Below are 26,477 nucleotides of genomic sequence, written 5' to 3' on the forward strand. Positions count from 1 at the left end.
TGTGATTAGGCTTCTTCTAAACCTAGTTTTTCTTCAATTAAATATACATTCCTTTCGGAGGCGTTGCGGGCAACAAGTTCAGCAACGAATCCTGTGAGGAATAATTGCATACCAATAATCATAACAGCCAGTGCAATATAAAATGCTGGTTTGTTGGTAATGCCTACTTCAGGATCCAAAATTTTGGAGACCATTAAATATCCGCTGGTGATAAAACCGATTAAAAAAGCAAGGGTTCCATACAGACCAAAAAACTGCATAGGTTTTTTGCCGAACTTGCCCAGGAACATAATAGTACCTAAGTCTAGAAATCCGTTGATGAAACGGTCCCAGCCAAATTTAGTAGTGCCGTATTTTCTGGGTCTATGTTCTACTACTTTTTCTCCTATTTTTCTGAAGCCGCTCCACTTGGCCAATACAGGGATATAGCGATGCATTTCTCCAAAAACTTCAATGCATTTTACCACTTTCTTCTTATAGGCTTTTAATCCACAATTGAAGTCGTGCAATTGGATGCCAGAACTTTTTCTGGCCACTGCATTGAACAATTTGGAAGGAATGTTCTTGGTTAAGGTATTGTCGTAACGTTTCTTTTTCCAGCCACTCACCATGTCGAAACCATCATCTACAATCATTTTATACAAGGCCGGAATTTCGTCGGGAGAGTCCTGCATATCTGCATCCATCGTAATGACTACATCACCCTGGGCTGCTTTGAATCCCTCGTTTAAAGCTGCAGATTTACCATAGTTCCGCTGAAACTTAATGCCCTTGATATTCGGGTTACTGTTGGCAATGGTCTGAATTACATTCCAGCTATCGTCTCTGCTGCCGTCGTCAATCAGCAATACCTCATAGGTATATCCGTTCTGATCTACAACCGATTTTATCCAGCTGCACAATTCAGGCAGGGATTCTTCTTCATTAAACAGAGGTACTACAATGGATAACTGCATGTATAATTATTGATCTTCAAATTTTTCTTCCTTGCGAATCACTAATGTAAGTAAAAGCGACTTTATGAAGTCCCAAATTAATCCTAAACCTGTTCCCATAATGATTTCTTTAAATCCAGTTTTCTTCATGCTTTCGCCAGAAGCCGCCAATTGCTTTTCAATATCTTCTTCTGAGGCTCCGAATTTTTCCATCATGGCACGGGTTTTTTCCAAACCAATCTGGGCAGATTTTTCTGTTAAAGTATCATCAATTACATTATATAAAATGTAGGTAGCAACGGCAATAATTAATGCCGCTACTGCGTAGGCCAAAAAATTAAATTTTAATCCTTCCTGGAAAGTTAAATATCCACCATTCAGTTTTCTTACCGAAAAACCTCCAAGCAATAATATAATAATCATGTAAGGAATAAATGTGGTGGTAAACATGACATTGGTAAACGTAGTAACATTCACTGCCCAGCTTCCGTACATTAATAGTACTGCAGATAAGCCACAGATTAAGCCGTATTTGGCGCCTTCGTTAATTAAGTTTGCTTTCATAAAATGATTTGTTAGTTGGTTGTTAATTGGCCGTTACAGAAAGTACCCCAAATTTTTCCTTGTAAAGTTTTATGAAGAAATGCATTGTTATGAGACTTGCTTTTCATTTGTTGCTTTTCTAAACTTGACTTTAGGGTTCGGTTATACAAGGTTAATTCTGGAACCGCATTTTCCTGAATATGAGTAACAGGAATGCCAAAAATATTACGGGCATTGATTGAAAATAATTCAATCAATCTTTCCCTGCTAATCGTTGGGAACAACTCATTAAAAGCAGCAAAGACGCTTTCCAACGCATTCATGCCGAATTTGGCATATTCAAATTCACAAGTCTTGTGATCCCAATCCTGCGGGAAATGATGAGAGGCCATGCAATCTATAGTGCCATCAAGAATGCCTTGTCTGAGTGCCACCATATCCGCCCTGCTTCTTAATGGAGGGTTTACTTTTAAATTGGTGTCATATCCTTGCAGGTCTTCATCGCAGAAAAATAAATGATATGGCGTTACACTGCATGTTATGGCCAATCCTTCCTGTTTGGCTGCCCTAATTAAATCAAGGGAAGTTTTGGTTGTGATACCAGTAAAATGCATACGCGATCTGCTGTAACGTACCAGATCAATATCTCTTTTCAACATACTTATTTCCGCAATATCCGGTAAGCCTGGTAAACCCAATTGAGTGGATATAATACCTTCATTCATTAAACCGGTATGGCCAATGCTTTTGTCAATGGGCATTTGAATTATCACCCCATCAAATGCTTTTACATATTGCAATGCTTTCACCAATAATCCGGCAGATTGAACAGGAGATAAGCCGTCTGTAAATGCAACCGCTCCGCTGTTGCGCATATCATACATTTCGGCCAATTCCTTGCCTTCCGTTTTTTGTGTGATTGCTCCTAATGGTTGAATAATTACGGGTAAATGCCTGGATTGACCAGCAGCATATTCTACCAAAGATTTATTATCTGTTACAGGCTTCGTATTTGGTAAAGTGAAGACGCGCGTATAACCACCTGCAGCAGCTGCAGCAGCACCTGATGCAAAGGTTTCGTTGAATTCAAAGCCGGGATCTCCGAAATGAGCAAAACAATCTACCCAGCCAGCAGAGACCTCAAGATCATCTTCGTGCACAACTGTTGCGTTTTCAGCAGATAATTGAGCACCTATTTTCTGAATTTTGTTATCTACAATTAAAATATCTTGAACTTGTCCGTGGTAAGGGGAGTGGGGATCGTTAATCAGCACCTGCTTCAGTAGAATGTTCATGCAGTAGTTGAAAATTTTATGCAATATAGCTTGAAAATTTCTTTTAGCCCTATATTTGCACCCCATTCAACAAATGAATGAGAGTTCGGGACGTAGCGCAGCCCGGTAGCGCACACGTCTGGGGGGCGTGGGGTCGCAAGTTCAAATCTTGTCGTCCCGACAAAAAAGCTCCGATCGAAAGATCGGAGCTTTTATTTTGAGGTATATCAAGGAGCCTTGTTCATTTTTGAATTTTCAAAAATGAACCATCAGAAATTTAATTCTTCGGTCTGAATGAACGAATCGGCGGTGCTGGTTCTTTCTTCAGTTCAATGCCCTGTGTTGGCATTAATCGCAAAGCTTCCTGTACGGCTTTTTCCAGTTGTGGGTCCCTTCCCTCAATGATGGCTTTGGGATCATGAAATACTTCAATATCCGGAGAAACGCCTTCGGCTTCTACCGCCCATTTACCATCTGTATCAAAGAAACCGCCACGCGGTGCAACCATTCTGCCTCCATCAATAAAAGGAGGCGTATCCCATGTGCCTACTAATCCACCCCAGGTTCTGGTTCCCACTAAAGGCCCTAGATTCATCTTTTTGAACATATAGGGAAGTAAGTCTCCGCCAGAGCCTGCGTTCTCGTTGATGATCATGACTTTAGGCCCCCAGATACCAGCCATTGGTGTGGTAGATACTTTATGCCCTTCTACGCGGTTATTGAAATAGCCCTGCAACTTACGGCTCATAATATCAATCATGTAATCAGCGGCTGATCCGCCACCATTATTTCTTTCGTCAATCACAGCACCTTTTTTGTGCTGCTGTGAAAAGTAGTAACGATTAAAATAGGTATAGCCCGGGTCTCCTGTATTCGGAACATAAACATAAGCCAGTTTTCCACCTGATAATTCATCTACTTTTTTGCGATTGCTTTCTACCCAATGTCTCGAACGCAATCCGGCTTCATTGGCAATGGGAACAACGGTAACGGTTTGAGCGCCTTCTAAATTTGGACTGCTGTTGACTTTTATCTTGATTTGTTTATTGGCAGTTCCTTCGAATAAGCTATATAAGTTCATGGAAGCGTCCAGTTTTTTGCCCTCTACTTCCAGTAAATAATCGCCTTCTTTTACTTTCATGCCTGGTCCGCTTAATGGAGATTTCAAATCTGGATTCCAGCTTTCACCTGTGTAGATTTTTTTAATGCGGAACAGACCATTTTCTACGCTGTAATCGGCACCCAACAGACCCACAGGTATATTGGGTACAGAGGGATAATCACCGCCGCTAACATAGGAATGGCCTACTGATACTTCACCGCTCATGATATCAATGATATAATTTAAATCGGATCGATGCTTTACGTGTTTTACCCAAGGCTGGTACCATTCAAATACTTTATTCCATGGGGCTCCGTGCACATTGTCAACATATAAAAAGTCTCTCTGCAAACGCCATCCTTCTTTAAAAATTTGTTCTGCTTCTTCTGAAGGATCAACATACACTCTCATCGCATCGGTTGCTAGTCTTCCTTCGCCCGGTCTTGGTGCCGCTTGCGTTCCATTGATGAACCAACTAGTTCCTGAACGATACAGAATACTTTTTCTATCAAAGCTGCTAACAACATTGCTGGCTGACTTTACAAACTCGGTAGGCTTTTGGTCTTTCAAAACATATTTCCATAAAACAGAACCCTGGTTTTCGACGTCTTCAATTACAAATACACTTCCTTCGGGGCCGGCCACTAAAGCGCTGTAATTGCGCAAGGGTAGTGTGGCAGATAATATTCGCAGTTCTAATCCCTCAAAATCTATTTTAACGTTAGTACCAGCACTTATAGCAGGTTTGGCAGATTTAGCAGTGTCTGCAGGGTTTTTCACCGGCTCATCATCGCTCTTGGGTTCAAATGGTGATGCCACATCTTTATTCAATACTGCCACATACAAGGCTCTGTTAACAGGATAATTATAACTACTCATATCCAGCCATCCGGTAGCCAATCCGTAATCGGTACTGGCCAGGAAATAAAGATATTTACCAGACTCGTCCCACTGAGGATCAATGGCATCTGCCAGGTCATTGCTAATGTATTTGGTTTGTCCGGTTTCTACCTGATACACTTTCACTGCCTTGAATTGGTTATCCTGTTGTTGTACATAAGCAATCCATTTGCTGTCAGGAGACCACACCGGTTTCATGGTTCTGTTGGGGTGAGCATATTTATCTGTATCCACTTTTTTATAGGCGCCAGTTTTTAAATCAATCATCCAGATGGTATAATCTGTATCTACAAAAGCAATGGATTTACTATCCGGTGACCAGGCAGGAGTGAAGTAAAATTTCTTGTTGGGCATTTTAAAAGACTGAGCTGTCTGTAAACCAAACTGATCTTTTACAATCAATTGATATTCGCCACTTTCATCCGAGAACCAGGCAATTTTTTGACCATCAGGAGACCATACCGGAGAACGGTCAGCTGATGCGGTTGTATTGCTGATATTTTTCCAGTCTCCGTTTTCTTTAGGCACTGTAAATATTTCTCCTCTGCTTTCAAACAATGCTCTTTTACCCGTAGGAGATAGGCTGGCGTTGATTAAATTGGCACCAGTAATATTGTTCCATCTTGGTCTTCCCCAGTTTAAATCTGCCTTTACAGTAATGTTGAGCCGGTTGGTTTTTTGAGTAGCAATATCATAACTATGCAGATAGCCGCCTTGCTCAAATATCAATTTATTGTTGGCAGCAGAAACATTCTTGATATCAAAATCCTTGAAAAAAGTAATTTGTTTCTGTGTCTTTGTTTTAGGATCGTACGACCAGATATTATTGATATAATCCTGTTCAGACAAGAAGTATAATATGCCATTGTTCCAGGTTGGAGCAGTATGTCTTTCTCTGTCTCCCTGAACGGTTTTAGTAGTCTCGTAGTTTTTCATATTGAATAGCCAGATCGGTTGAGCCTGACCTCCTCTGTAATTCCGCCATTCCGGATCCCAGAAACTATAGGGTTGATATGCCATAATTGTTCCGTCAGGAGATAGACTTCCTACAAAGCCAAAAGGTAATGGAAGCGCTTCGGGAGTTCCTCCCTTTACATTCACTTTAAAAAATTTAGTATTTACAGTAGGGTAACCAGCTCTTCCTGAAGTAAAAAAAACGGATTGTCCGTCGGGCATCCAGCCCTGGGCAATATCCGGACCTGGGTGCCAGGTTAGTCTTTTAGGGGCACCTCCGTCAATGGGTACTATATAGATGTCGGAATTGCCATCGTATTGTCCTGTGAATGCTACCCATTTTCCGTCGGGGCTAATTTTGGGGGATGTCTCAGATCCAATAGCACTAGTTAATCTTCGGGCATCACCACCATTATGATCTACTACCCATAAATCATCTGCGTGTACAAATACGATATGATCTTTACTCGCATTGGGTTGTCTTAAAAGCATGGTGCCCTGTGCCAATAAAGTACCTGTAAAAAGCAAGCCGAAGCCAGCTATAAAAGCTCTTTTAAAAGAGTTGCTTATCCTTTGCATAGGAATTCATTTTGGTAAAGGAGAATAAGATACAATACCTGAATGAAGACTGCAAATAAAAAACCCGACCATTTTGGCAGGTCGGGCTTACAATATTTTCGCAGTAAAATATGCGAACGAATTAAGCTAAGCTTTTTTACTCTTAGAATCTTTCTAACTTAGAGAAGAAGAAATCTGCTTCAATAATAGCATTCTCATCGCTGTCGCTACCGTGAACTGCATTCTCACCAACAGAAGCTGCATATAATTTACGGATGGTACCTTCTGCTGCCTGAGCAGGGTTGGTTGCTCCAATTAGGGTTCTGAAATCAGCTACTGCATTTTCTTTTTCCAATACAGCCGCAACAATAGGGCCGCTGCTCATAAAATCAACCAACTCTCCAAAGAAAGGACGCTCTCTGTGAATATCATAAAATAAACCAGCCTGTTCTTTGGTTAAGCGAGTCCATTTCATGGCTTTGATAGAAAAACCAGCTTTGATAATTTGATCTAAAATTGCACCAGTGTACCCTTTTTGAGTAGCATCCGGCTTAATCATGGTAAATGTTTGATTGCTCATATAGTTAAATTTCGCCGCAAAAGTAAGGAATAGCAAGGGGTTGAACGGTATTCAATCCCTAAAATTTCAATAAAATCTGCAAAATCTTTTGAGAGTCTAATGAAGAAACTGCATTTTTGCCCGATTATATGCAACTGATCAGTGAATTCTATCCATTATTAAAAACACCTAGGAATATCGTTATAACCATGCACCAGAAGCCGGATGGCGATGCAATGGGATCTACGCTGGGGTTATATCATTTTCTTAATAACAGCGGCCACCAGGTAACTGTTATTTCTCCTACCAATTGGGCTGATTTTCTAGATTGGATGCCTGGTGTAGACAAGGTCCTGAATTTTGAAGCCAATAAAGAGAAATCGCTCGATTTGCTGAATAAAGCGGATATATTATTCTGTTTAGACTTTAACATATTTCACAGAACAAAGCATCTGGCATCATATCTGGCCAGCGCTAACTGTATTAAGGTTTTGATTGATCACCATGAACAGCCGGATGAAGCCAACTTTAACTATGGCATAAGTGATACAGGCAAAAGTTCTACCTGTGAAATGGTCTATGATTTTATTATGGAAGCAGGTGGTAGAGACCAGTTAACACAGGATATTGCTACTTGTATTTATACAGGAACAATGACAGATACAGGGTCTTTTCGTTTTCCTGCAACCAAAGCCAGCGTACATCGTATGATAGCGGAGCTAAAGGACACAGGATTTGATCATACTGCTGTGCACAACCATATTTACGACAATTTCATGGAGAGCCGTTTGCGTTTCATAGGGTTTGCCTTGTTAAACAGAATGGAAGTTTTGTATGAATACAACACGGCAATCATGTATATTCACCAAGCAGATTTGCAGAAGTATCATATTAAAACAGGTGATACGGAAGGGCTAGTAAATTATCTGTTAACTATCAAAGGAATTCGTTTTGGAGCCATTGTAATTGACAGGACGGAAGAAAGAAAGTGGAGCTTTAGAAGCAAGGGGGGATTTGACGTGAATCAGTTTGCCCGAAATCATTTTGAAGGCGGTGGTCATGCCAATGCATCAGGAGGAAGAAGCGACGAGTCTGTAGAAAAAACAGTAGAAAAATTTAAACAAGTTATTCAAGCGTATAAAACCCAACTACAATAAAAATGAGGAGAATTATCGTACCGCTATTCTCAGCGGCTGTATTGTTTGCAAGTTGTAATCAATATGAAAAAACACCTACCGGTCTTGCTTATAAGATTGAAAAAGGTTCCAGCAAAGATTTATTAAAACAAGGTCAGTTCGTTAAAATGCATGTAGAGTACAAACTACCTGCTAAAGATTCCTTGCTAAGCAGTTCATTTGGAAGAATCCCCGTTTATTTTATGGTGGATTCTGCACAAAAAGCCAAGCACAGTTTCATTGAAATCATTGATAAATGTGCTCCTGGTGATAAAGTTGAATTTGTAATGAGTGTAGACTCTCTAAAGAAGTTCGGCATGTTGGAGTACAACAATATTTTTAAAGAAAAAGATCAGATAAACGGAAGGGTAGAAGTAATGAAAGTGTTTGCTACTCAGGAACTGATGATGGCAGATTACAAGGCAGAAATGGACAAGGAAAGAGCCCGTGAAATCAAAGAATTAAAAGATCATCTTGCCAAAAAGAATCTAAAGGCACAGGAATTACCTACTGGTGTTTTTGTTGAAGTTACCAATGCCGGTGATGCAACTGCCAAAGCTGATTCTGGTAAGCAGGTTTCTGTTATGTACAGAGGCACATTCCTAGATGGTAAGAAGTTTGACGGCAATATGGATACCGATTCTCCTAACAGACAACCGCTTCAATTTGTTATTGGAACTGGTGGTGTTATCAAAGGTTTGGAAGATGGACTGAAAATGTTTGCCAAAGGCGGGAAAGGTAAAATCTTTATCCCTGCCATGTTGGGATACGGACCAAACGGAAGTGCTCCGGTAATTCCTCCATATGCTGCATTGGTATTTGACGTTGAAGTATTAGACGTACAAACGCCAGCACCTCAGCCTGCAGCTTTACCTGGTCAACCAAGTCAGCCTGGTCAGCCACAGAGATAATAAAATTGCTTTTTATAAAAATGCCCTTCAATATTTGAGGGGCATTTTTGTTTGTGACTCATGTAATGATATGTATTGATATTGTTCAGTGCTAATGGTTATTGTAAACTTTCTCATACAATGTTATTGCCTGCATGGCTTCTTTTACGTCATGTACCCGTAAAATATGGGCTTTGTTCATCAAACCCATGGTATGTAAAACGGTAGTTCCATTCAGGGACTCTTCCGGAGTAATCCCGAGCGTCTGATAAATGGTTGATTTTCTGGAAACGCCTAGCAGTAAAGGCTTCTGGAGAATTTGTAATGCGTTTAAATTTTTAATCAGGGCAAAGTTGTCTGCAGGTAATTTCCCGAATCCAAATCCCGGATCAATAATGATATCTAATATGCCGGCTTTTTTACACACTTCAATTCTTTCAATAAAATATTCAAGTAGTGCATTGGTTATATCTGAATAGGAAATTTTCTGATGCATTGCCTCAAGTGAACCGCTACTGTGCATACAGATATAGGGTACTTTTAATGCTGCAACAGTAGGAAGCATTTCTTCAAAATAACGGCCTCCGCTGATGTCATTTACCATATCTGCTCCAACTGCTACTGCTTCTGCGGCAACTTTAGGGTAATACGTATCCACTGAAATCAAGGTATTGGGAAATGCATTTTTAATTGCTTCCATCACGGGTATAACCCTTGCTATTTCTTCTTTCACGCCTACTATTTCACTATTGGGGCGGGTGCTTTGTCCACCAATATCTAAAATGAATGCGCCTTCCTCAATCATGGTGCCTGCTTTCTTTAGGGCGGCTTCTACAGTAGCAGCTCTGCTCCCCCCGTAAAATGAATCAGGAGTTGCATTGATGATTCCCATCACTACGGGTTGCTCAATGGTAAATAAAGTTCCTTTGCTGTTTAGTGTGAACATAGCGGTCTTTCAATTAAATTGCAATCAATTCAAAGATATTCTTAAAATGCAGGATACCAACAACCAATACTTACAGGCTGTTCAATTGAGTCAGGACATTTTTATTAAGAAAACCAGAGACTATGGAACTGCCTGGAGGGTGTTGAGAACCATTTCAGTAGTAGATCAGATTTTTATTAAAGCCTTGCGCATTAGAACCATTCAGGAACTGAAGACACAGAAAGTAGGAGATGATATCAAGTCTGAATTCATGGGTATTCTGAATTATGCCATTATTGGATTGATTCAGCTGGAATTGGGAAACCCTACAGTGGAAGAACTACCGGTTGATACTACAGCTAAATTGTATCAGAAACAGGTTCAATTTGCTATGGATACCATGCAATCTAAGAACCATGACTATGGCGAAGCTTGGAGAGATATGAGCCAGGAAAGTTTTGCCGATTTAATTCTAATGAAATTGTTGCGCATCAAACAGATTCTACAGAACGATGGCAAAACCCTGATTAGTGAAGGAATCGATGCCAACTATGTGGATATTATTAATTATGCTGCTTTTGCCTTGATATTGATTCAGGAAGGAAAACACTAAATCATGAAAAATTTGCTTTGGTTAATTCGTTGGCTGGTTGGGCTTTTGTTCATTTTTTCCGGACTAATTAAAGTGAATGATCCTATTGGGCTCAGCTATAAAATGCAGGAGTTTTTTGAAGTATGGGGACTGCATGGATTCAATGATTATACCTTATTCTTTTCTGTTGCCATGAATAGTTTTGAAGTGTTGGCCGGTGTGGCGATTATCATTGGCTGGAAAATGGAATGGTTCAGCTGGCTTTTATTATTACTGATCATCTTCTTTACATTTTTAACAGGTTTTGCTCTCTTCTCAGGAAAGATTAAAACCTGCGGATGCTTTGGTGATTGCATCCCATTATCGGCAGCGCAGTCCTTTTATAAGGATTTGATATTGCTGGTATTGATTCTGTTCCTAGTAGTTTTTCAGAAAAAAATCAATGCACTATTGCCAGTAAGCTGGAGCATTGCTATAGTTACAGCTTCAATGGTTCTTTCAGTATGGGCGCAACTGTATGTGCTCAAACATCTGCCATGGGTAGATTGTCTTCCATATAAAGTAGGAAATAATATTCTGAAGCAAATGGAAACACCAGCAGGTGCAACTGCAGATAGCATGCAGATTCTGTTTACTTACCAGAAAAACGGCAAACCAATTTCTTTTGATCAGGATCATTTTCCTGAAGACTTTGATGATAGCTACGAATATGTAAGTCGCAAAGACGTGCTGGTAAAAAAAGGAAACGGATTGAAACCAGCTATTGTAGATTTCTCTTTAAAAACCTTAAGCGGAACAGATACAACGGAGGCGGTTTTACAAACAAAAGGACAATATCTTTTGGTGCTGGTAAAAGATGCCAGCAATCTGGATCAATGGAAAGTGCAACTAGGCAAATCTCTTAAGGATGATCGATTGGTGAACAAAACGATGCCTGTCATTTTTGTTTCTGCTGAAGGAACAAAAATTCAGGAAGCATTTCCTGCATACACGGTATTGAACTGCGATGCAACTGTTCTCAAAACAGCTGCAAGAGTTCAGCCAACATTCATGCTTATGGAAGGCGCAATTATTCTGAAGAAGCTAAGCTATTTGGATGCTGAAAAATTGCAATAACGACTTGCAATTTTGAAATTTGACCCGTTTGACCGAACTTAGTGTAATATCAACACAATTATGAATACAGTCAAACATATTCTGGATAAAAAAGGTCCTTATTTTAATGGTGTTCCCTCTTCTTTAAAAGTGATTGAGGCCCTTTCTTTAATGAAGGCTGAAAACTTGAGTTATGTAATTGTAAAAGACGGAGACGATTTTAAAGGTATAATGACCGAAAGGGATTATGCCCAGAAAGTAGTTTTATTGAATAAAAATTCAACAGATACCACTGTAAGTGAAATCATGACAACAGGACTACCCTCTGTTTCACCAGAGACCTCTGCAGAGGAATGCATGAAATTAATGAACCAACATAAAACGCGTTATTTAGTTGTATGTGAGGGATTTGATTTCAGAGGAATCATAACCATCCACGATTTAATGCGGGACAGCCTGGAAGCGGGGGATGAATTTTCTGAACCGGTATATTAATTACTGAATAATTACTTCTTCAATTACTTCTTCCCCAAATGCCTCATTTACTCTTGCGATGATCTGAGGCTTTTGAAAGTTCAGTTCGTTTTTTAATGGACCAATGGGCGTGTGTATGAAAAGCTTTCTTTGAATGATTTGAATTTTTTCTGTGTACTTGGCAACGGTTTTTCCCATTAATTGTTCCCAGATATCTTCAATTTGTGCGGAACGAATCCCTTTTTTCAAATGATTCAGCCCCTTCAGTTGTTTAAATGCGTCTCCGATTTTTACTTCTCCCATGTGATAAAGTTAGGGTTAAATTACAATTGAATGAGTTGATAAGGGCGATTGGTTCCTTCAAGTTTTTCTTTTATTCTGTCTGCATGAGTGTCTGTAATAAATACTTGCCCGAATGGCTCCTGAGAAACAGTTGTTAATAAATGAGCCATTCTGCTCTCGTCCAGTTTTTCAAAAACATCATCCAGTAACAAAATTGGCGAAGTGCCGATCGCTGATCTCAAGTATTCCCATTCAGCCAGTTTAATTGCAAACAATAGGCTCTTTCGCTGCCCTTGGGAAGCTTCTGCTTTAAAAGGAAAATCATTTAAAAAGAAACCAATATCATCTCTATGTACACCACTGGAAGTTCTTTGCAGTGCAAGATCTTTGGATAGATTGTCTTTCAGGATTGCTGCGAATGATTTTTGCAGGAGTGGACTTTCATAACTCAGTTGCAGGTCTTCAGTTTTTCCTGCAATTTGATGGTAATTGGCCCCCACCTGAGGTAGAAAAACTCCTAGGAATGTCTGTCTGCAGGTAAAAATATATTGTCCTGTTTGTTTCAGTTGATCATTATAAATCTCCAATAAATCATTTCCCATTCCCGGATTTTCAGCTAATTGTTTCAATAAGCTGTTTCTCTGCTGCAGTATTTTATTGTAGGCAATCAGTTGTTCCAGATAGGATTTATTGGTTTGGGATAAAATACTATCCATCAGCTTTCTTCTCTCTTCGCTACCGCCTGTAATCAATGCAATATCATCCGGCGCAATCATCACACATGGGAATTGTCCGATATGTTCAGACATTTTTTTTACAGGAACGCCACCCACATTCAGTTCTTTTTTATTGTTCTCCCTTACAATAAAACTGACATCTAGTAATTCATTTGATTTCTGGTACATCCCTGAAACCCGCATGCCATGCTTTCCATGCTGTACATTCTGGGCATCGGTTCTGCCAAAATAACTCTTTGAAAAACCCAGATAATAAATGGCATCCAGCAGATTGGTTTTGCCCGTACCATTTGAACCGCAGATAGCTACAATTTGTTCAGAAAACGAAACGGAGGTAGTCTCGTAATTTCTGAATTGTATCAGGTTTATTTGGGTTAACTGGAGCATTGGCGCAAAGTAAAGAAGAACCCGCAGAATTATTCCCTTTTAGAATGGAATAAAGCCTTTAATTTTATTAAAAATTGGGAGATTGAAAACGATATTATCCGCCGAGCAAATGGATTTGAGTATTCAAAGACTGGCTCATCAGATGTTAGAAAATAATCAGGACTTAGCGAACACTGTAATTATTGGACTACAACCAAGAGGTATTTTTTTAAGTGACAGAATAGTGGCTGCTTTAAAAACAATTGTACCTGCAGAAAAAATTCATTACGGAAGACTGGATATCACTTTTTACAGGGATGATGTAAGAAACAGCCTGCATATTGCTAATACTACAGATATTCCGTTCAGCATAGAAGGTAAATCTGTCATTTTAATTGATGATGTATTATACACCGGAAGAACCATCCGTGCTGCATTGGACGCATTATTGGATTTTGGTAGACCTGCCAAAGTTTCTTTATGTGTTTTAATCGACAGAAGGTTTAGCAGAGAACTTCCTATTCAGCCGGATTTTGCCGGTAAAGCCATTGATACCATTATTACCGATAAGGTAAAAGTGAATTGGAAAGAAAAGGATGAAAAAGACGAAGTTGTTTTGGTCTAAAACTGTAATTTTGCTTTTTAATGAAACTATCTACCAAACACTTACTTGGTATCAAGGACCTCCAGAAAGAGGATATTCAGCTGATTTTATCAACAGCAGCACAATTCAAAGAAGTTTTACAAAGGCCTGTCAAGAAAGTACCTTCTTTACGCGATGTTACCATTGTGAATTTGTTTTATGAGAATTCTACTCGTACGAGAATGTCTTTTGAATTAGCAGAACGAAGATTGTCTGCTGATGTATTAAATTTTGCGGCTAGTAGTTCTTCTGCTGCCAAGGGAGAAACTTTGCTAGATACCGTGAATAATATCCTGAGCATGAAAGTGGATTTGGTAGTGATGCGACACAGTGCTTCCGGCGCTCCCCACTTTTTGGCCAAGCATATTCCGGCTGCTATTGTAAACGCAGGCGACGGAATTAATGAACATCCCACTCAGGCTTTGCTGGATGCATTTTCCATGCAGGAAAGAACCGGAAGAATTGAGGGATTGAAAGTGGCTATTATTGGAGACATCATGCACAGCAGGGTGGCACTCAGCAATATGTATCTCCTGAAAAAAATGGGAGCAGAAATTACCGTTGTAGGACCGCCCACTTTAATACCCAAATACCTTCACGAAGCATTGGGGGTTAATGTTACCTATAATTTACAGGAAGCATTGCAATGGTGCGATGTTGCCAATGTACTTAGAATACAACTGGAAAGACAGAACCAGCCTCTGTTCTCTTCATTAAGGGAATACAATCTGGCTTATGGTATTAAACAATCTGTATTGAATAAGTTGGATAAGGAAATCGTAATCATGCACCCCGGACCCATTAACAGAGGAGTGGAGCTGGACAGTGACGTAGCAGATGGGCCTCATTCCATCATTTTAAATCAGGTTGAAAACGGTGTTGCGGTGAGGATGGCCGTGTTATACCTATTGGCTGGAAGAACTAACGAAAATTAATGTTCAATCCCTATGCAAAGAATCTGTTTATTTCCGGGAACTTTTGATCCTGTAACACTGGGTCATACCGATATTATCAAAAGGGCACTTCCTTTATTTGATAAAATTGTAGTGGGGATAGGTATCAATTCTATTAAAAATCCTATGTTTAGCGCAGAGCAGCGGATGCAATGGTTCCGTGAAATATTCATTGATGAGCCAAGAGTAGAGAGTGTGGCTTACGATGGACTGACCGTTCAGTTCTGTAAACAAATTGGTGCTAGGTTTATTTTGAGGGGGATCCGTTACGTAAGTGACTTTGAATACGAGAAAACCATTGCAGATGCCAACCGCACACTCGATAATCAGATAGAAACCATTTTCCTTACTGGAGAACCCAAGTACACTTCTGTAGCTTCTACCATTGTAAGAGATATCATTAAAAATGGGGGAGATGCTTCTCCATTCTTGCCGCAGGCGGTAATCAATACCCTAAAAAGTAACGCATGATTTGGTTTAATAAGCATTTGTCTATTGATCAGTTTGATGGAATGGGTAAAGAAACATTGGGAGAGCACCTAGGTATGAAGTTTACTGAAATTGGTCCTGATTTTTTAAAAGCCACTATGCCAGTTGATCATAGAACAAAGCAACCATACGGGTTACTGCATGGAGGCGCTTCTGTTGCATTGGCTGAAACACTAGGAAGTGTTGGCGCAGCCCTGGTAGTAAACCACAATGAATTCATTTGTGTTGGTCAGGAAATTAATGCGAATCATTTGCGTAGTGTTCGCAGCGGTTTTGTTATAGGAACTGCTAGGCCCATACATATAGGCAGTAGCTCACAGGTCTGGGAAATTAAAATTCACGATGAAAGAGATCACCTGGTTTGTATCAGTCGTTTAACTGTGGCAGTTTTGAAAAGAAAAGACCGATAATTTCCCGGATCGTATCAAAACTATTTTCTAGTAGTGCAGGAATGTCTTGTAAGGGAACCCATCTGATATCGGTAATATCTTCTTCGGTTTGAGGAATCAATGCAGGTCTACCAGATACTTTCATTGCATACCAGTATGTTTCCTTGATAACTTCCTCTTGTATATACATATCAAAGTATTGATGCCGGGTAATGCCCAGCAAGTCACCTAAAATTAGTTGGCCAACACCGGTTTCTTCCTCCACTTCTCTAAGGGCACAGGCTTCCATGGTTTCCCCCTCATCCAGTTTTCCCTTCGGCAGGTCCCAGGAACCCCTGCGAAAAATCATCAGCAATTCCGTGTTTTCGTTCAGTAACAATCCACCCCCTGCGCGTATTACTTTCCTTTCATTTATCTGATTACTGTGCATATTTCCATCTTTTCGCAATGAAAATAGGAATTACTTTTGTAGCATGACAAACGAAAAAGCAGTAGCAGAAAAATTACTACAGGTACAGGCCATCAAATTGAGTCCTGCAGAGCCCTTTACCTGGGCAAGTGGCTGGAAAAGTCCCATTTATTGCGATAACAGAAAGGTATTGTCTTTTCCTTATGTACGCGATTTTGTAAAGAGTGAATTGTGCAGTGTTATTTTTGAGCAGTTTCCTGAAGCAACAGTACTGGCAGGTGTTGCCACTGCAGGTATTCCCTGGGGAGCGATGGCAGCTGATCAGTTAAAACTACCGTTTGTTTACGTTAGACCCAAACCTAAAGAACACGGACTGGGTAATCAGATTGAAGGCGCTTTAGAGAAAGGGCAGCAGGTTCTGGTAATTGAGGATCTTATTTCTACTGGAAAAAGCAGTTTGCAAGTGGTGGAAGTATTGAGAGCAGCTGGTGCAGAGATTGTTGGAATGGTTTCTATTTTTAATTACGGGTTCAACACAGCCAAAGATGCTTGTGAAGCAGCAGGGGTTAAAACGTCGAGCTTAACCAATTATCCTACATTAATTGAATTGGCGATTGAGAAGGGATTGGTAACAGCTGATACCAAAGAAACCCTGATGCAATGGAGCCAGGATCCAGCAAACTGGGGAAAATAGTTTGAATTTTCTTTTATATCTAATGAAAGAGCATAGTATGATTAAAAAAATCCTTTTGACAGGTGCTGTTTTTTTGTCCTTACAGGCCATTGCCCAGCAGCCCAAGCAGCAATGGGTAACCATAAAATCGGCCAATCTGAAGTGTTGGGAATGCAAAGTTATTTTAGAAAAATACTTGGTACAGGCCAACCAAACTACCATGGAGTCTGGCCTTATTCAATGGAAAATCAATCTGTTACAAGGGGAAATTAAAGTTCAATATTGGCCAGATAGGGCTGATGAGTCTATGATCAAAGCGGCATTGAATAATGCGGGATTTGATGCCAATGAAGAAAAAGCGGTGTCGGAATCTTATGCAAAATTACCTCCGATTTGTAAGAGAGCCGAAGAAGGTGGAGGTCCTAAACCACCTAAACCTTGTCATATTCCACCGGTGCAATAATACCTTGCAGACTGGTACAATAACGCAAGTTTTTTGCAATAAACTTATTTGAACAGGTTAAATTCCTGTCTTCCTTCATAGGTAAAGGGAAATGTTCTGAAAATACCCCCTTTACCTATTTTTATATTTCCCTTTGCCTTGATGGTTAATTCCTTTTTGAACAATAGCTGAGCTGCATTTTTGTATAAGTTCTGCATATTGATATTGATGGAAGAAGGGAGAATGAATTCACTGTTTTTGGGAATCCGCATTAAAGTGTCTAATTGAAATTTGCCAAGATAAGTATTGTCTAAATACACATCACTGTCTACTTTTTTTAAATCTAATCCAAATTTATTGGGGTTAAAGTACACCAGTTCAAAATTCAATTTGGACTGGTTAAAACCCAGTTGCTTAAGTTCAATATTTTTGACCGTTCGGTATTCCAGTTCTTTGGGCGCGGCACAGCTAACAAAAACGAGGGTCAGCATCAGGTAGAGTGGGAGCAATTTCAATGCAGTAAATTTTATTCGAAAATAGGTGATTTTCTCCCGGAAGCGAGTTAAAATTTTGTAACTTGTAGGCTAATGTATTTAGCAAAACAGGCGAAACCAGCCTTCTTTTTTTGTATTAAATAATTTAGTAAATAAAAAATTAATTAAAGCATTGAATATAAATAATTTATAAATTTTAATTGAATATAAAAATTTAGTTTATTGAATCTGATTAGCCCTACTATTCCAGTAGTAGTATCCAACTTCAACAAAATAATAAATGAGCATATTATTAATTGAATATCAATATTTTGGAACAGTTGATTATTATAAAACTTTGTTTCAGTTTTCAAATATAAAATTTGAAGAATATGAAAGCTATCAAAAAGGAAGTTTTCGAAACAGAACCCTTATTCCGGGGGCCAATGGAGTGATGAATTTATCTGTCCCCCTGCAAAAGGGGCGCGACCAGAAAGCACTTTTCAGAGAGATAAAAATTGACTACCGGGAAAAATGGATTGTTCAGCATATGAGGGCATTGGATGCCAGTTACAACCGGGCTCCCTTTTATGAATATTACCGGGATGGAATCCGGGAAATGCTGAGTCAAGAAGAAATGTACCTGATGAGCTTGGACCGAAAACTGGTCGCATGGGTTTTAAAAATGCTGAAAGCGAAACCTGTAATTTCTGCAACAGACGAGTTTATTCATGTGGTAGAACAGGATACGGTTGACGCCCGTAATACTATTTTGCCCAGCAAGAACCCGGATTGGGATCTGCCGGAATACGATCAGGTCTTTAAAGATAGAATTGGCTTTAAACCCCATATGAGCATATTAGATTTACTTTTTTGTAATGGTCCAGCTTCTGCTGGTCTATTGAAAAGCAGCAATAGCCGATTTTAATAGCTCTTGTTTTTAGAATTTGCCTTTATTGGAGTATTATTGTTACTCAATTGCTGAATGGAGAAAGCCCCCCGAACTGATGAAGAAATTTTGTTTTCTAGCTTTACTAATTTTACTCGTTTTTAACGGATTAAATGCGCAAGACTTTTCGAACAGAGGTAAAGACTTTTGGTTGGCTTATCCAGCCCATATAGATAATACCAATTCCAGAATGGCTTTGTACATTTCCTCCACTGAAAATACCAATGGGGTAGTTGAGCTGGATGGACGAACTATTCCTTTTTCCGTTACTGCTAATCAGGCGACTACAGTCCAGATTTCTCCGGCATTTTATTTGGTATATAATGCACAGGCTGAAGGAACCAATACAGGTAAGGGGATACACGTTACTTCAGAGAAGCCAATTGTTTTATATGCCCACATTCTAAATGCAGCCCGATCTGGTTCAACACTTGTTTTTCCAACGAATGTGTTGGGTAAAGAATATGTTTCTTTAAACTTTACTCAGATTACGAATCAGGGTAGAAGTCAGATTACGGTTGTTGCAACTGAAGACAATACAACGGTTGAGTTAAATTTAAAAGCCAATAGTTCCGGAATCCCAATTCGTACTGCCGGACAGGCATATACGGTTTCCCTCAATAAAGGTGATGTATATCAGGTTCAGTCTATTTCAGATTTAACAGGATCTACCATACGAAGTATCTCAACAACCGGGTCAACTTGTAAGCCGATTGCAGTTTTTACCGGATCCTCCTGGACGGGATTTTGTAATTCTAGCGTTACCAGTACTAATGGGGGCGACAATTTATTTCAACAGGTATTCCCATCCAATGCCTGGGGGAGAAATTATATTACAGCACCCTTTGCAAGAAAGCAGGGCGATTTATACAGGATTATCGTAAAAGACCCTACTACGGTTGTTACCGTTAATGGGGCTCAGTTAAACACGGGTTCATTGAAACAAAATAGTTACTATGACCTAAATAGTGCTCAGGCTAATATCATTACTTCAGACAAACCAATACTAGTTGTTCAGTACATGACTTCTATGAGTTGTGATGCGGGGAATATTGGTGACCCTGAAATTATTACCATTAATCCTTTGGAGCAAACCATCAATAATGTGAGTGTTATATCTGCCAGAAGAGATTTAACTCCACCGGCTACCAATATTACTGTTCATTATCTGAATGTTATTATGAAGACGGCCAATACAGCTAGTCTTAAGATTGACGGAGCAGCTCCCGCATCTAATTGGATTCCTATACCCAATTCTGATTACTCCTATTTAAGAGAAGATGTAACCAACAGTACGCTAAATAATCCCAGTCATAATATTAAGGCGGACAGTGGCTTTATTGCCATTGCTTATGGCATGGGGAATGTAGAAAGTTATGGTTACAATGCGGGCACCAATATTGTAGATTTAAATCCACCGGTAACTATTCAGAATCAGTTTCCTCGACTGGCTACCGTGAATTATTCAGCAACCTGTGTTGGAACAAGCTTCTCTATCAAACTGGCTCTTAGTTATCAGCCAACAAAGATTGTTTTGGATTTTACAAATGCCAGTAGCTTGAACGGGCCTCCGACATTAACCTATAATCCAACCAATTTCGATTCAACGTATACATCCAACGGTAAAACTTATTATGTTTATCAAATACCTCAGTCTTATACATTCACTGCGGCTGGTACCTATCCGGTAAAATTTACCACAACATCTTTGTCTCCACAATCAGATGGCTGTAGTAATACCAATGAGCAGGAAATTACTGATAACATTGTAGTAGGGGATGCCCCTCAAGCAAAGTTCAGTATCGCAACTATAGATACAGGTTGTGTTACAGCTCCTATTCAATTAACAGATCAATCAACGGGGTCAGGTAGAGCCATCGTTTCTTGGAACTGGGAGTTTGGGGATGGAACTACTTCTACAGATAAAAATCCTGTCAAAACTTTTGCAGCTGCAGGTAACTATACGGTGAAGCTTTCTGCCATTTCTGATTTTGGTTGTGTGGCTTCTGAAAATATTTCCCTCAATTTATCCAATAAGCCACTGGCTAAATTTACTGTACCTGCAGTAACCTGCGAAAACAGTAATATTGTATTTACAGATGCTTCCACTATTACTGCAGGTGTTGCCAATAACAACATTGCACAATGGAAATGGAACCTGGACAATGGGGCAGGAGTGGTTACACAAAATACCAATGCGGCTCAATCGTACACGTATCCAAACTGGGGGGCTAAAAATGTATACTTAAATGTTGTCAGCAATACTGGTTGTGTTAGTGATACCTTCCGATTGCCGGGTGGTTTTAATGCAAATCCTTTACCAGTAGTTGGTTTTGTTCTACCTGAAGTTTGTCTGAACGATGCTACTGCTACTTTTACAGATACTTCCAAAATTGCCGATGGATCTGAAGTTGGATTTAGTTATCTCTGGAAGTTTGATGATGGTGTTTCTACTGTGCCTGCCGATAAACGACCTGTTCCATTAACTACCACAACTAATAACAAAACGGTTTCTCCAAGTTATAAGTGGTATGGTAATTATACGGTTTCCTTACAAGTAACTTCTAATCGTGGCTGTGTATCAACTGATAGTAAGTCATTTACAGTGAACGGAAGTACACCTGTTCCCAAATTTGAAGTGGCCAATTTGCTTAATGGCATTCCTTTATGTACCAACGATTCTATCAAAATCATCAATCAAAGTACGGTTGATTTTGGAGATGTTACCAAGCTGGAAGTGTATTGGGATTTTACAGGCGCACCTGCTACAGTAGTTACAGATCAAACTCCTGCTTTTAGCAAACAATACGCCATCAGATATGGCATACCAACCACTAATTCTACACCAGCAACCAAGAATTATGCTGTAATGATCAAAGCATATTCTGGTCAATCAGAATCTTGTTCCAGAACCCTCACAAAGATTGTTCCGGTAACTTATGCGCCTGCAGTCAGCTTTGCTGATATCAGAGATATCTGCTACGATGCAACACCAAGGCTTATTACACAGGGGTCCTTTATTTCTGCATTGCCTGTTACTTCCACTTATTCAGGTAAGGGAATCAGTGCTACTGGTTTGTTAAATCCAGTAACAACTGGCGTTGGTAATGACACATTAAAGTATTTGGTACAAAATAATGCAGGTTGTAAAGACTCTGCATTTCAGCCTATCACTGTCTGGCCTTCACCTGTTGCCAAATGGGGGATTGCAGATCCGGCTTGCGAGAAAAACAACTTAATATTCACAGATAGTTCTGTTGCTAATTTCAGCAATATTGTTACCTGGAACTGGAATTTTGGAGACGGTCAAAATAGTTCAAGAACCAATAACATTCCGTTCTCGCATGTTTTTGCCGCAGCTCAATCCTATACTGCCTCACTGCAGGTAGTTACGGATAGTGGTTGCGTAAGTGCAGCCAATCAGCAAATTATTCGGGTGAATCATTTGCCTAAACCTGCTTTTAGTTTGCCGGAAATTTGTTTGCCCGATGGGAGGGGTAAGTTCCTGAATCAGAGCACCATTGCAGATGGATCAGAAGCATTGTTCAGTTATGCTTGGAATTTTGGAGATCCCAATGATCCAAGCTCTTCCGCACTTAAAGAACCTACACATAAATATACCACAACAGGGAATAAAACAGTTCGCTTAACCATTACTACCAAAGATGGCTGTGTGGATTCTTTATCGCAAACACTAAGTACAATTTATCCATGGCCAAAAGCCAATTTAGTAGCTTCTGCAACAGAAGTTTGTCGCGGCGATCTGATTCAGTTCAGTGATCAGGGTAATGACTTTACAAGTGCTCCTGTAAGGTGGGAATGGAATTTAGGCGGTTTAGATCGATCCACTTTACAAAACCCTTCAAAGGCATTTACAGATTCAGGAAGCTTTACCGTTAATTATTATTTTTATAATGCGCAGGGTTGTGTTAGTGATACGGTGAGCAAGGTAATTACGGTACATCCTTATCCGGTGCTGGAACTAGGGCCGAATCTTGTAGTACTGGAAGGGGGAACCAAAGCGCTGAAGCCTGAATTTGTTTACGGTACTAATTTACAGTATCAATGGTCTCCGGCAGCCTATTTAAATAGTACAACTGACTCAGTTCCTAAAACAACACCTTTGAGTGATATCACTTATAAATTGGATATTACAGGTATTGGTGGCTGTTCTGTTTCTGATACGGTATTTGTGAAATTGTTGTTAGCGCCGATTATACCCAATGCATTTTCACCCAATGGGGATGGTTTTCATGACAGATGGAGAATTCAATACTTGGAAAGTTATCCAGGCGCAACCGTTGATGTATATGACAGATACGGTGGATTGGTATACAGTAGTATAGAGTATGCAGTGGATTGGGATGGTACTCGCAATGGGAAGCCATTGCCAATTGGAACATATTACTATATCATTAATCCAAAGAACGGTAGAAAAATCATTACAGGTTCTGTAACAATTATCAGATAAAATGAGGCAAAAGGGATTTCTTTTTTTAGTGGGATTAGGATTGGCGCTGGTGGCGAGCGCTCAGCAACGCCCTTATTACACCCAGTATATCATGAATAACTTCATGATTAATCCAGCTGTGGCCGGTATTGAAAATTATTGGGATGTTAAAGCCAGTCATCGTATGCAATGGGTGGGGTTACAGGATGCACCGGTAACCACGTATCTTTCCATGCACGGTCCTCTGAAAAAAGATCCTTACGGATCCGCTTCTGCTACTGGTTTTCGGGCTAATGGTATGAACCCAAGGGGGGAAGCTTACTGGAGAGATTACCAAGCAGCGCCAGCACATCATGGAGTAGGTTTTACCATCCTAAATGATAAAACAGGACCACTGAATCGTTTTGCTGCGTATGGAACCTATAGTTATCATATTGGCTTGTCTCCAACAACCAATTTATCTGCAGGTGTTTCGGCAGGAATTACCAATATGAGTCTGGATGCTGCTAAACTAAATTTTGGGAATACAACCGTTGATCCAGCTGTGGCTTCCAGTGGGGTAATTAATCGCATTAAACCGGATATCAGTGCAGGACTTTGGTTGTATTCCAAGGATTATTTTATAGGTTTAGCAGCGCAGCAAATTATTCCTCAGAATATTGCATTCTCCGATAATACGGTTTCCCTAACCAAAGGGAAACTGGTACCGCATTTATTTTTGAGTGCAGGATATAGAATTCCTGTATCAGAAGATTTTACTTTACTGCCATCCGCTTTAATCAGATACATAAGTCCTTTGCCTTTAGGGTTTGATATCAATGCCAAGTTACAATACCAGGATCTTCTATGGGCGGGTACTTCCTATCGTTATAAAGATGGATTCGCTGCTATGGTGGGAATTAATATCAGCAATACTTTTAACATTGGTTACTCTTATGATATTCAGACTTCCCGTTTGAATACCATAAGCAAAGGTACACACGAAATACTCTTTGGATTTTTATTGGGCAATCGTTTTGGCGACTGGTGTCCCACTAAACTTTGGTAGGTAATCAATCTTATTCCGCGGTATTTAGGTTTATAATTTTCTAAGCATCCAAATATCACAACCGTTATGTCCTGAATTTCCCATGGGGCCTTGTAAATAGTGGAAGCCAAATTGCTCGTATACTTTTACTGCCTTGTTCAACTCTGGCATGGTTTCCAGGTATACTTCTTCATATCCTGCTTCTTTTGCGGCCGCTAATACATAATCAATCATTTTTCTTCCCAGGCCCATGCCACGCACAGTTGCATTCAAATACATTTTGACCAGTTCACAGGTGGATGCTGGTAGTCCCTCAGTAGGGAAGTAGCCCGCACCTCCAACAATCACCCCGTCTTTTTCTGCAATGAAATACCCGCTTTTAGGAGTAGAAGTAAATAATTCAAAAAGATGATCTGTGGTATCATCATAAAAAACAGTTCCGGGTTTGTTGGCTCCAAACTCAGTTAATGCAGTACGAATAATATGGGCAATAGCTGCATTGTCCGATGGCTGTATGGGTCTAATATTGATTGCATCCATATTAAGCCTCCTGATTTTTTCTGAAATTCTTAAAGCTATTAATCAAACCATTGGTTGAGGAATCATGACTGCTAACCGTTTCGTCACTGGTTAGTTCGGGTAAAATTTTATTTGCTAATTCTTTACCTAATTCTACCCCCCATTGATCATAGCTGAAAATATTCCAGATAACTCCTTGTACAAATATTTTGTGCTCGTATAAGGCAATCAGCATTCCTAGTGTAGATGGATCAATCTGCTTTACCAGAATAGAGTTAGTGGGTTTGTTTCCAGCAAATACTTTAAATGGACTGAGTTTTTTTATATCCTCGTCTTTTTTATCTGCTTTCATCAATTCTACTTTCACTTCGTTTTCAGACTTGCCATTCATTAAGGCTTCTGTCTGTGCAAAGAAGTTGGATAATAGTTTTACATGATGGTCCCCAATAGGGTTATGAGAAATAGCAGGTGCAATAAAATCGCAGGGGATTAATGGAGTGCCCTGATGAATTAATTGATAAAAAGCATGTTGTCCATTGGTGCCGGGTTCACCCCATATAATAGGACCTGTAGCATAATTCACGGGATTCCCGTTACGATCTGTACTCTTTCCATTGCTTTCCATATTTCCTTGCTGAAAATAGGCCGCAAAACGATGCATGTACTGATCGTAAGGTAAAATGGCTTCACTTTGTGCGCCAAAGAAATTCGTATACCAGATACCCAGCAATGCCATGATTACCGGAATATTCTGCTGAAATTTCTCTGTTTTGAAATGCTCGTCTGCTCTATGAGCACCTTTTAACAAAGTTTCAAAATGATTGTATCCAATAGTTAAGGCTATAGATAAACCTATAGCGCTCCATAAAGAATATCTTCCACCCACCCAGTCCCAAAACTCGAACATATTGTTCTTGTCAATTCCAAAAGCTGTGACCGCTTTTTCATTGGTACTTAATGCCACAAAATGTTTGGCAATATAAGCTTCGTCCTTTGCGTGCTCGAGAAACCAGTTTCTGGCCGTAAAGGCATTGGTCATGGTTTCTTGAGTTGTGAAAGTTTTAGAGGCAACCAGGAAAAGGGTTTCTTCAGGGTTTACTTTTTTTAAAGTCTCAACAATATGGGTACCATCCACATTACTTACAAAATAGGAGTGGATGCCTTCAACCCAGTAAGGTTTCAAGGCTTCTGTCACCATTACAGGACCTAAATCGCTTCCGCCAATACCAATGTTTACTATGTATTTGATGGCTTTGCCCGTGTATCCTTTCCAGGTTTTATTATGGATCTGTTCACAAAAAGCAGCCATTTGCTGCTGTACTTTTTTTATTTTGGGCATGATGTCTTTGCCATCCACCAAAATAGGGGTGTCCGAAAAATTGCGTAATGCTGTATGCAATACAGATCGGTTTTCGGTCTCATTAATTTTTATACCAGCAAACTGATCTCTTATTGCATCGCTCAACTGACATTCTTCTGCCAATTGAAACAGCAATTGCATCGTTTTGGGATTGATGATATTTTTAGAAAAGTCAAAAACCAATTGGTCTAAACAAAGGGAAAAGTGTTGAAACCTTTCTGGATCTGCAGCAAAAAGATCTTTCATATGCTTTCTGCTCATCTCATCGTCGTAATGCTTCTTTAATAAAAACCAGGCTTGTGTACTCGTAGGATTAATTCTTGGTAGCATATTCTATTAT

26 protein-coding genes and 1 tRNA gene are annotated in these 26,477 nt (G+C 39.7%); 15 read left to right on the forward strand and 12 right to left on the reverse strand.

What is annotated here, in order from left to right:
* Positions 1 to 5: 5 nt before the first annotated feature.
* From TEGAF0_RS02465 to TEGAF0_RS02475, 3 genes are read right to left on the reverse strand one after another with little or no spacing between them, the layout of a single operon-like run.
* Positions 6 to 956, reverse strand: a complete 951-nt coding sequence (locus TEGAF0_RS02465) for a glycosyltransferase family 2 protein (protein WP_264899780.1) — start codon at positions 954 to 956, stop codon at positions 6 to 8.
* Between the two features lie 6 nt (positions 957 to 962).
* Positions 963 to 1,499, reverse strand: coding sequence for a DUF4199 domain-containing protein (locus TEGAF0_RS02470; RefSeq protein ID WP_264899781.1), 537 nt, complete (start codon positions 1,497 to 1,499; stop codon positions 963 to 965).
* An 11-nt stretch (positions 1,500 to 1,510) separates the two neighbouring features.
* Positions 1,511 to 2,773, reverse strand: a complete 1,263-nt coding sequence (locus TEGAF0_RS02475) for a dihydroorotase (RefSeq protein WP_264899783.1) — start codon at positions 2,771 to 2,773, stop codon at positions 1,511 to 1,513.
* Between the two features lie 86 nt (positions 2,774 to 2,859).
* On the opposite strand from TEGAF0_RS02475, the gene TEGAF0_RS02480 reads away from it, so the two are divergent.
* Positions 2,860 to 2,933 (forward strand) — tRNA-Pro (locus TEGAF0_RS02480).
* A gap of 96 nt (positions 2,934 to 3,029) precedes the next feature.
* Here TEGAF0_RS02480 and TEGAF0_RS02485 read toward each other — a convergent pair.
* Together TEGAF0_RS02485 and TEGAF0_RS02490 are read right to left on the reverse strand one after the other, a co-directional pair.
* Positions 3,030 to 6,287, reverse strand: coding sequence for a S41 family peptidase (locus tag TEGAF0_RS02485; protein ID WP_264899784.1), 3,258 nt, complete (start codon positions 6,285 to 6,287; stop codon positions 3,030 to 3,032).
* A 142-nt stretch (positions 6,288 to 6,429) separates the two neighbouring features.
* Positions 6,430 to 6,846 (reverse strand): nucleoside-diphosphate kinase, encoded by a 417-nt coding sequence (locus TEGAF0_RS02490; RefSeq protein WP_026751757.1) that lies wholly within the window; start codon positions 6,844 to 6,846, stop codon positions 6,430 to 6,432.
* Positions 6,847 to 6,974: 128 nt separating this feature from the next.
* Between TEGAF0_RS02490 and TEGAF0_RS02495 the strand changes: the two genes are divergently transcribed.
* Positions 6,975 to 7,982, forward strand: coding sequence for a DHH family phosphoesterase (locus TEGAF0_RS02495; RefSeq protein ID WP_264899786.1), 1,008 nt, complete (start codon positions 6,975 to 6,977; stop codon positions 7,980 to 7,982).
* Between the two features lie 2 nt (positions 7,983 to 7,984).
* A complete protein-coding gene (locus TEGAF0_RS02500) occupies positions 7,985 to 8,911 on the forward strand; it encodes an FKBP-type peptidyl-prolyl cis-trans isomerase (RefSeq protein ID WP_264899788.1) in 927 nt (308 codons plus the stop codon).
* A gap of 91 nt (positions 8,912 to 9,002) precedes the next feature.
* On the opposite strand, the gene folP is transcribed toward TEGAF0_RS02500, so the two are convergent.
* Complete coding sequence (gene folP, locus TEGAF0_RS02505; RefSeq protein WP_264899789.1) at positions 9,003 to 9,836, reverse strand: dihydropteroate synthase; 834 nt, start codon at positions 9,834 to 9,836, stop codon at positions 9,003 to 9,005.
* Between the two features lie 46 nt (positions 9,837 to 9,882).
* Here folP and TEGAF0_RS02510 point away from each other — a divergent pair, with 46 nt between their 5' ends.
* From TEGAF0_RS02510 to TEGAF0_RS02520, 3 genes are read left to right on the forward strand one after another with little or no spacing between them, the layout of a single operon-like run.
* Complete coding sequence (locus TEGAF0_RS02510; RefSeq protein WP_264899791.1) at positions 9,883 to 10,428, forward strand: DUF1599 domain-containing protein; 546 nt, start codon at positions 9,883 to 9,885, stop codon at positions 10,426 to 10,428.
* A 3-nt stretch (positions 10,429 to 10,431) separates the two neighbouring features.
* Positions 10,432 to 11,523, forward strand: coding sequence for a BT_3928 family protein (locus TEGAF0_RS02515; RefSeq protein ID WP_264899793.1), 1,092 nt, complete (start codon positions 10,432 to 10,434; stop codon positions 11,521 to 11,523).
* Positions 11,524 to 11,583: 60 nt separating this feature from the next.
* Positions 11,584 to 11,997 carry a CBS domain-containing protein gene (locus tag TEGAF0_RS02520; RefSeq protein WP_264899795.1) on the forward strand — a complete coding sequence of 138 codons (414 nt, stop codon included), beginning with the start codon at positions 11,584 to 11,586 and terminating at the stop codon, positions 11,995 to 11,997.
* On the opposite strand, the gene TEGAF0_RS02525 is transcribed toward TEGAF0_RS02520, so the two are convergent.
* Entirely contained in the window at positions 11,998 to 12,279 is a 282-nt protein-coding gene (locus TEGAF0_RS02525) for a DUF721 domain-containing protein (RefSeq protein WP_264899796.1), read from the reverse strand.
* 20 nt (positions 12,280 to 12,299) lie between these two features.
* Positions 12,300 to 13,382, reverse strand: coding sequence for a DNA replication/repair protein RecF (gene recF / locus TEGAF0_RS02530; RefSeq protein WP_264899798.1), 1,083 nt, complete (start codon positions 13,380 to 13,382; stop codon positions 12,300 to 12,302).
* An 82-nt stretch (positions 13,383 to 13,464) separates the two neighbouring features.
* On the opposite strand from recF, the gene pyrR reads away from it, so the two are divergent.
* From pyrR to TEGAF0_RS02550, 4 genes are read left to right on the forward strand one after another with little or no spacing between them, the layout of a single operon-like run.
* Positions 13,465 to 13,986: a bifunctional pyr operon transcriptional regulator/uracil phosphoribosyltransferase PyrR gene (gene pyrR, locus TEGAF0_RS02535; protein ID WP_264899800.1), complete on the forward strand. Its 522-nt coding sequence runs from the start codon at positions 13,465 to 13,467 to the stop codon at positions 13,984 to 13,986.
* A 20-nt stretch (positions 13,987 to 14,006) separates the two neighbouring features.
* The gene (locus TEGAF0_RS02540; RefSeq protein WP_264899801.1) at positions 14,007 to 14,939 is read left to right on the forward strand and encodes an aspartate carbamoyltransferase catalytic subunit; all 933 of its coding nucleotides are present in this window, start codon (positions 14,007 to 14,009) and stop codon (positions 14,937 to 14,939) included.
* Between the two features lie 12 nt (positions 14,940 to 14,951).
* On the forward strand, positions 14,952 to 15,428 hold the full coding sequence (gene coaD / locus TEGAF0_RS02545; RefSeq protein ID WP_264899804.1) for a pantetheine-phosphate adenylyltransferase: 477 nt from the start codon (positions 14,952 to 14,954) through the stop codon (positions 15,426 to 15,428).
* Positions 15,425 to 15,856 carry a hotdog fold thioesterase gene (locus tag TEGAF0_RS02550; protein ID WP_264899806.1) on the forward strand — a complete coding sequence of 144 codons (432 nt, stop codon included), beginning with the start codon at positions 15,425 to 15,427 and terminating at the stop codon, positions 15,854 to 15,856. Before coaD ends, TEGAF0_RS02550 begins: the two co-directional genes overlap by 4 nt.
* Here the strand turns inward: TEGAF0_RS02550 and TEGAF0_RS02555 are convergent.
* Positions 15,813 to 16,265 carry an NUDIX hydrolase gene (locus TEGAF0_RS02555; RefSeq protein WP_264899808.1) on the reverse strand — a complete coding sequence of 151 codons (453 nt, stop codon included), beginning with the start codon at positions 16,263 to 16,265 and terminating at the stop codon, positions 15,813 to 15,815. The two genes, TEGAF0_RS02550 and TEGAF0_RS02555, sit on opposite strands and share 44 nt — an antisense overlap.
* A gap of 43 nt (positions 16,266 to 16,308) precedes the next feature.
* Here TEGAF0_RS02555 and pyrE point away from each other — a divergent pair, with 43 nt between their 5' ends.
* Together pyrE and TEGAF0_RS02565 are read left to right on the forward strand one after the other, a co-directional pair.
* Positions 16,309 to 16,938 (forward strand): orotate phosphoribosyltransferase, encoded by a 630-nt coding sequence (gene pyrE / locus TEGAF0_RS02560; protein ID WP_264899810.1) that lies wholly within the window; start codon positions 16,309 to 16,311, stop codon positions 16,936 to 16,938.
* Positions 16,939 to 16,975: 37 nt separating this feature from the next.
* Positions 16,976 to 17,380: a hypothetical protein gene (locus TEGAF0_RS02565; protein WP_264899811.1), complete on the forward strand. Its 405-nt coding sequence runs from the start codon at positions 16,976 to 16,978 to the stop codon at positions 17,378 to 17,380.
* A gap of 44 nt (positions 17,381 to 17,424) precedes the next feature.
* Here TEGAF0_RS02565 and TEGAF0_RS02570 read toward each other — a convergent pair whose 3' ends face one another.
* Positions 17,425 to 17,874 carry an LEA/WHy family protein gene (locus TEGAF0_RS02570; RefSeq protein ID WP_264899813.1) on the reverse strand — a complete coding sequence of 150 codons (450 nt, stop codon included), beginning with the start codon at positions 17,872 to 17,874 and terminating at the stop codon, positions 17,425 to 17,427.
* A gap of 259 nt (positions 17,875 to 18,133) precedes the next feature.
* Here TEGAF0_RS02570 and TEGAF0_RS02575 point away from each other — a divergent pair, with 259 nt between their 5' ends.
* The 3 genes from TEGAF0_RS02575 to TEGAF0_RS02585 all read left to right on the forward strand — a co-directional run bounded on the left by TEGAF0_RS02575 (position 18,134) and on the right by TEGAF0_RS02585 (position 24,279).
* A complete protein-coding gene (locus TEGAF0_RS02575; RefSeq protein ID WP_264899815.1) occupies positions 18,134 to 18,760 on the forward strand; it encodes a WbqC family protein in 627 nt (208 codons plus the stop codon).
* A gap of 79 nt (positions 18,761 to 18,839) precedes the next feature.
* Positions 18,840 to 23,252 (forward strand): PKD domain-containing protein, encoded by a 4,413-nt coding sequence (locus tag TEGAF0_RS02580; protein WP_264899816.1) that lies wholly within the window; start codon positions 18,840 to 18,842, stop codon positions 23,250 to 23,252.
* Position 23,253: 1 nt separating this feature from the next.
* Positions 23,254 to 24,279 carry a PorP/SprF family type IX secretion system membrane protein gene (locus TEGAF0_RS02585; RefSeq protein WP_264899818.1) on the forward strand — a complete coding sequence of 342 codons (1,026 nt, stop codon included), beginning with the start codon at positions 23,254 to 23,256 and terminating at the stop codon, positions 24,277 to 24,279.
* 30 nt (positions 24,280 to 24,309) lie between these two features.
* Here the strand turns inward: TEGAF0_RS02585 and TEGAF0_RS02590 are convergent, their stop codons facing one another.
* Both TEGAF0_RS02590 and pgi read right to left on the reverse strand, forming a co-directional pair.
* Positions 24,310 to 24,798, reverse strand: a complete 489-nt coding sequence (locus TEGAF0_RS02590) for a GNAT family N-acetyltransferase (protein WP_264899820.1) — start codon at positions 24,796 to 24,798, stop codon at positions 24,310 to 24,312.
* Between the two features lies 1 nt (position 24,799).
* Complete coding sequence (gene pgi / locus TEGAF0_RS02595) at positions 24,800 to 26,467, reverse strand: glucose-6-phosphate isomerase (protein WP_264899822.1); 1,668 nt, start codon at positions 26,465 to 26,467, stop codon at positions 24,800 to 24,802.
* Positions 26,468 to 26,477 lie beyond the last annotated feature (10 nt).

Source organism: Sediminibacterium sp. TEGAF015 (assembly GCF_025997995.1).
Taxonomy (GTDB): Bacteria; Bacteroidota; Bacteroidia; order Chitinophagales; family Chitinophagaceae; genus Sediminibacterium.

Bases quoted from the DNA above. Each gene is read 5' to 3' on its own strand.
- folP (WP_264899789.1), bottom strand. From the start codon at position 9,836: ATGTTCACACTAAACAGCAAAGGAACTTTATTTACCATTGAGCAACCC.
- pyrE (WP_264899810.1), top strand. From the start codon at position 16,309: ATGACAAACGAAAAAGCAGTAGCAGAAAAATTACTACAGGTACAGGCC.
- TEGAF0_RS02580 (WP_264899816.1), top strand. From the start codon at position 18,840: ATGAAGAAATTTTGTTTTCTAGCTTTACTAATTTTACTCGTTTTTAAC.
- TEGAF0_RS02485 (WP_264899784.1), bottom strand. From the start codon at position 6,287: ATGCAAAGGATAAGCAACTCTTTTAAAAGAGCTTTTATAGCTGGCTTC.
- pgi (WP_264899822.1), bottom strand. From the start codon at position 26,467: ATGCTACCAAGAATTAATCCTACGAGTACACAAGCCTGGTTTTTATTA.
- TEGAF0_RS02540 (WP_264899801.1), top strand. From the start codon at position 14,007: ATGAAACTATCTACCAAACACTTACTTGGTATCAAGGACCTCCAGAAA.
- TEGAF0_RS02500 (WP_264899788.1), top strand. From the start codon at position 7,985: ATGAGGAGAATTATCGTACCGCTATTCTCAGCGGCTGTATTGTTTGCA.
- TEGAF0_RS02585 (WP_264899818.1), top strand. From the start codon at position 23,254: ATGAGGCAAAAGGGATTTCTTTTTTTAGTGGGATTAGGATTGGCGCTG.
- coaD (WP_264899804.1), top strand. From the start codon at position 14,952: ATGCAAAGAATCTGTTTATTTCCGGGAACTTTTGATCCTGTAACACTG.
- TEGAF0_RS02555 (WP_264899808.1), bottom strand. From the start codon at position 16,265: ATGCACAGTAATCAGATAAATGAAAGGAAAGTAATACGCGCAGGGGGT.
- TEGAF0_RS02470 (WP_264899781.1), bottom strand. From the start codon at position 1,499: ATGAAAGCAAACTTAATTAACGAAGGCGCCAAATACGGCTTAATCTGT.
- TEGAF0_RS02465 (WP_264899780.1), bottom strand. From the start codon at position 956: ATGCAGTTATCCATTGTAGTACCTCTGTTTAATGAAGAAGAATCCCTG.
- recF (WP_264899798.1), bottom strand. From the start codon at position 13,382: ATGCTCCAGTTAACCCAAATAAACCTGATACAATTCAGAAATTACGAG.
- TEGAF0_RS02575 (WP_264899815.1), top strand. From the start codon at position 18,134: ATGAGCATATTATTAATTGAATATCAATATTTTGGAACAGTTGATTAT.
- TEGAF0_RS02590 (WP_264899820.1), bottom strand. From the start codon at position 24,798: ATGGATGCAATCAATATTAGACCCATACAGCCATCGGACAATGCAGCT.
- TEGAF0_RS02475 (WP_264899783.1), bottom strand. From the start codon at position 2,773: ATGAACATTCTACTGAAGCAGGTGCTGATTAACGATCCCCACTCCCCT.
- TEGAF0_RS02510 (WP_264899791.1), top strand. From the start codon at position 9,883: ATGCAGGATACCAACAACCAATACTTACAGGCTGTTCAATTGAGTCAG.
- TEGAF0_RS02565 (WP_264899811.1), top strand. From the start codon at position 16,976: ATGATTAAAAAAATCCTTTTGACAGGTGCTGTTTTTTTGTCCTTACAG.
- TEGAF0_RS02495 (WP_264899786.1), top strand. From the start codon at position 6,975: ATGCAACTGATCAGTGAATTCTATCCATTATTAAAAACACCTAGGAAT.
- TEGAF0_RS02550 (WP_264899806.1), top strand. From the start codon at position 15,425: ATGATTTGGTTTAATAAGCATTTGTCTATTGATCAGTTTGATGGAATG.
- TEGAF0_RS02520 (WP_264899795.1), top strand. From the start codon at position 11,584: ATGAATACAGTCAAACATATTCTGGATAAAAAAGGTCCTTATTTTAAT.
- TEGAF0_RS02490 (WP_026751757.1), bottom strand. From the start codon at position 6,846: ATGAGCAATCAAACATTTACCATGATTAAGCCGGATGCTACTCAAAAA.
- TEGAF0_RS02515 (WP_264899793.1), top strand. From the start codon at position 10,432: ATGAAAAATTTGCTTTGGTTAATTCGTTGGCTGGTTGGGCTTTTGTTC.
- TEGAF0_RS02525 (WP_264899796.1), bottom strand. From the start codon at position 12,279: ATGGGAGAAGTAAAAATCGGAGACGCATTTAAACAACTGAAGGGGCTG.